We start from the raw sequence: 4143 nt of genomic DNA on the forward strand, positions 1-4143 counted from the left end.
AGGAAGGGATAAAGGGGAGATGAATAAGGAAGTAAGATTATATGGGAAGGGGATTTGCTTGCAGTGGCGCTTTGCGATCGCGGTTTTTTGTTCACAGCTCGATTTTCTCACGGAAACGATCCTTTTCAGATGAGCGAGGTATTCCATAAACCCGGTTTCTTGAAGAAACCGGGTTTCTCAGGTCTACTTCATTTCTGACAAAATCCATGTAAAATAAGCCATGATTACGGCATAATTTTTGAACAATGCAGGATTTAAGAGCGGAACTATCGGAAATACTCGATGAAGCGGAATGGGAATGGCTAATTCCCCATGTGAAACGAGATGTTGTAATTTTTGTGACTGAAAATCTAGACTTACTGGATGTCGGGGTAGCTTTCGCTCACGATGATACCTTATCTGTTCAGGATTGGATTAGTAAGCAGCAACTACATAAGCCTTTACCAGAGCAACTGACTGCTTGGAATGGTGACAAAACTATCCGTTTTCAGGCTTTGATTGTCCAACCTTATATCTTGGTGAAAGAATTAGCAAGAGCTTAGGTAGGGAATCGACAAATAGAGGATGATCTTCACAATGGTGCGTTAGCAAAGCATAACGCACCCTACTGATTGATAATTTGCGCAAGTAATAAAAATATACCAGTTATCGTAATTTAATTTAACCACATACCATGATATAATTTACTTCATGAACAAGGAATAAGACAATGAAAATTAAAGTCAAAAATCTTGGTGCTTTAAAGCAAGCTGAATTCACCATTGGCGACTTTACGATCATTTGTGGTAACAACAATACTGGCAAAACTTATGCTACTTACGCCCTATTTGGCTTTTTGTATACTTGGCGGCGGATGTTTTCAATCAAAATCAAAAAGGATCAGATCGATCGACTCCTTGCTGACGGCGTAATTCGTCTTGATATACAAGAATATGTCGAACAAGCTCTTCAGATTATCGCTCAAGGTTGTCAGGCATATACAAAGGAATTACCGAAGATTTTTGCAGCAGTAGCTGAACGATTTAAAGAAACACAATTTCAGGCGATCTTGGAGACAAAAAAGATTACTTTGTTAAGCAAGTTTTACCTGGAAACTCGCTTCGGTGATGCTTCACTTTTCTCGATTGCTAAAACTGAACAAAGTACAGAATTAGTCGTCACGTTGTTAGTAGAAAAAGAAAATGTAAAAATCCCCAATGACATCCTTGAACAGATCATCGCTGACGCGCTAAAAAACATTATTTTTGTTCCGCTTTTTCCTCGTCCTTTTATTGCTAGTACGGAACGAACTGGTGCTGCCATTTTTCGTAAAGACTTGAATTTCGACCGCAATCGCTTATTTGAAGAAATAAGTGATGCTGGACAAAATATCGATCGAACAGAACTTCTCCTCAAAGATTATGGAGACTATGCGCTGCCGATAAAGACAAATGTAGATTTTATCCGGCGACTTGAAACCATTGTTAAAAAAAGTAGTTTCATTGCTGAGAATCATCCCGATATATTGGCAGATTTCGCTGACATCATCGGCGGTAAATACACTGTCACCCATAACGATCAACTTTATTATGAGCCAAAGGGTAAAGGGGTTAAGCTTTCTATGGATGAAAGTTCTAGCGCTGTTCGTTCCCTATTAGATATCGGCTTTTACCTGAGACATGAGGCTCAAGTTGGCGATTTACTAATGGTGGATGAACCGGAATTAAACCTACACCCTGAAAATCAGCGCCGCGTCGCCCGACTTTTCGCCCGACTGGTGAACCTTGGCATTAAGATTTTTATTACTACCCATAGCGATTACATTATCAAAGAACTGAATACACTAATTATGCTCAACCACGATAAACCCCATCTCAAGCGCATTGCTGAAGCAGAAGGTTATCGGGTAGAAGAATTAATTAGTGCTGAAAAAATTAAAGTTTATATTGCAGAAGAGGCATCTATAATACCAGAAGGTAAAACAAGAAAAACTAAATGCCAAACCCTTACAGCCGCAGATATTCACCCAGAATTAGGGATTGAAGCTCGCAGTTTTGATACCACTATTGAAACGATGAATCGAATTCAGGAAGCAATCTTTTGGGGTGAGGAGTAATGTCTGATATTGCTATCCTCAAAGAGATGATTAATGAAACTGCTACAGTGCCATTGCTAAGTGATAAGAACAAAGTTATACTCAAAGAGCCTGAACCTGCCAACTATTCTGTAACAATTGATGGAATGCCTGATGACGATAAAGTCATTATCATCAAAGCGATTTTGGAATCAACCGAAGTTCCTCAAGAATTATGAGTATCGTTTTATTAGCATCAAGAACATCAGCATCCCTAAGAGAAAAACACGGTTTGATCCCACTCCTGACTATTCCTCAAAAATAAAAATGATAGTGAGGAGTGGCTCATCTTTTCAATTTAACGATTTGATCCAATGTAAAAAATAAAGTTAAACTATTTCTTATTAATAAATCCTCCGGATTGACCAAGAGTAGCACCTGTATGCCCCGTAGTCACCCACAGTAACGATCTTGCACCATCTCGAAAACATTTTTCAATTGGTTCAGGTTTCCGTCCCAATTTAACAGGTACTGGTTTCAGTAAAATTCCTCGACTACCAAACACAATTTCACCGATTACGCGAGCGCGGCGCATGTGATCGTCGGAGGTAATTAAATATACTCCATCAATCCCTTTGGCTTCCAATTTATCTACTAGAGTAGTAAAGTTTGTCACCGTATCTGTTGCTTGACGGTCAATATGTAAACGGTCTTTTTTTATGCCAGCTTTGGCAAAAACCCTGTTAGTGTACCATTCCGGGCTACCTGAAGATACCCATATCTCTAGTTTTGGATGCTCCTGGGCAAACTTAGCTGCAAATAGTTCTCGCTCTTCTTCTCCTCCTAAAACCAAAATGGCTTCCGGTTGTAGGAAATAGCTTTGAATTTGCTTATAGCCAGAGATTAACCAAAGGGATAAAAACGGCATCAGCCATAACAATAATTTAACTTTAGACTGTCGAGGTTTTGAAGACAAGCCTTGCTGCTTACTGGCAGAAATTCTTAAAAGCATGAATAAACAGATAAATCAGGTGGAATCGAGAGGAAGTACTCTTTGGGGCTTGACAAGCTATCAGATATCAGAGATTATCTATTGACTCACCCCCGAATACTGACTAGCTAAAAGCTTTCATCTGGAAATTGTCTTTCCAGACTAACGGTACTGTCAAGTGCTTTCAAATAAAATAGGATTTACGCAACTACACCACATATACAGCAGATTGCAGGTTTATGAAGTATGCCCCATAAACCTGGTTTCTTTGAGAAACCAGGTTTCTCTGTGCCTCATATACCTGAAAATTGCTGTAGTTGGAGTGGTGCGTTACGCTTTGCTAACGCACCCTACCTATCTAGACTTTGTGTAAGCCCTGTAAAAGCAAAAAAACAGTCTAACCTCCCCACTCAAAACTTTTCTCTGCTATCCTCTAACCATCCGTAAAGATTGTTGACTTATTTCCACTATTAAGTCAAGGAGACTGTAGCGGAGGATTTATGGCAATATTGTTTGATGGGAGATAAGCAAATAATTTATTATGCCTGAAATGGGAAAGATTTTGTAGATCCACCAAGATAGGAAAGGAAATTATAAATTGTATTAGTATTTTAAAACACCAATTTGGTCATGCGGTATTCTAGGAGACAATCGCTCTGTCCTCAAAGCAATTGCCCTCTCTAACATAGTTTAGTTTAAACGGGACTGGCCGGATTTGAACCGGCGACCTAGCGCTTCAGATTTGTGTGAGTTTCCCCACTCTCCGGACTATACCTTCACCATAGACAAAAAGCCTTTAGGCGGTGGCCGTCTAGTCTCTCCACCTTCCTGAACTGATTTTAGGCGATCGCAATCTCAAAATGACAATTACGCAACCTAATCTGCTTCAGGCTTGGCTCGGTATTGCCATAGAGTACCGGATATCCCGTTTCCTCTGTAGGTTTCACCGAATTTGACCACATTCACTTTGCGGAGTTTCCCCCACCGTGCCCGATTCTTCAGGAGGCGCTTGCTCTATCCATCTGAGCCACAGCCCCAAGGCAAGCCACTATTATAACTGAAAAAGTCAAAATGGGTAGTGGAACAGCGGATGCCGTAT

The 4143-nt window shown here is 40.2% G+C and carries 5 protein-coding genes; 3 read left to right on the forward strand and 2 right to left on the reverse strand.

Features of this window, described 5'->3' with window-relative positions; genetic code table 11:
• Window positions 1-245 precede the first annotated feature (245 nt).
• The 3 genes from NJ959_RS26410 to NJ959_RS26420 all read left to right on the forward strand — a co-directional run bounded on the left by NJ959_RS26410 (window position 246) and on the right by NJ959_RS26420 (window position 2292).
• A complete protein-coding gene (locus NJ959_RS26410) occupies window positions 246-542 on the forward strand; it encodes a DUF2288 domain-containing protein (RefSeq protein WP_254014739.1) in 297 nt (98 codons plus the stop codon).
• A gap of 167 nt (window positions 543-709) precedes the next feature.
• A complete protein-coding gene (locus tag NJ959_RS26415) occupies window positions 710-2095 on the forward strand; it encodes an AAA family ATPase (RefSeq protein ID WP_254014740.1) in 1386 nt (461 codons plus the stop codon).
• Complete coding sequence (locus NJ959_RS26420; RefSeq protein WP_254014741.1) at window positions 2095-2292, forward strand: hypothetical protein; 198 nt, start codon at window positions 2095-2097, stop codon at window positions 2290-2292. Before NJ959_RS26415 ends, NJ959_RS26420 begins: the two co-directional genes overlap by 1 nt.
• Before the next feature lie 155 nt (window positions 2293-2447).
• On the opposite strand, the gene NJ959_RS26425 is transcribed toward NJ959_RS26420, so the two are convergent.
• Both NJ959_RS26425 and NJ959_RS30325 read right to left on the reverse strand, forming a co-directional pair.
• A complete protein-coding gene (locus tag NJ959_RS26425; RefSeq protein WP_254014742.1) occupies window positions 2448-3065 on the reverse strand; it encodes a YdcF family protein in 618 nt (205 codons plus the stop codon).
• A gap of 818 nt (window positions 3066-3883) precedes the next feature.
• Window positions 3884-4006, reverse strand: coding sequence for a hypothetical protein (locus tag NJ959_RS30325; RefSeq protein ID WP_256529835.1), 123 nt, complete (start codon window positions 4004-4006; stop codon window positions 3884-3886).
• Window positions 4007-4143 lie beyond the last annotated feature (137 nt).

Origin of the sequence: Limnofasciculus baicalensis BBK-W-15 (assembly GCF_024178385.1) — a bacterium.
Taxonomy (GTDB): domain Bacteria; phylum Cyanobacteriota; class Cyanobacteriia; order Cyanobacteriales; family Coleofasciculaceae; genus Limnofasciculus; species Limnofasciculus baicalensis.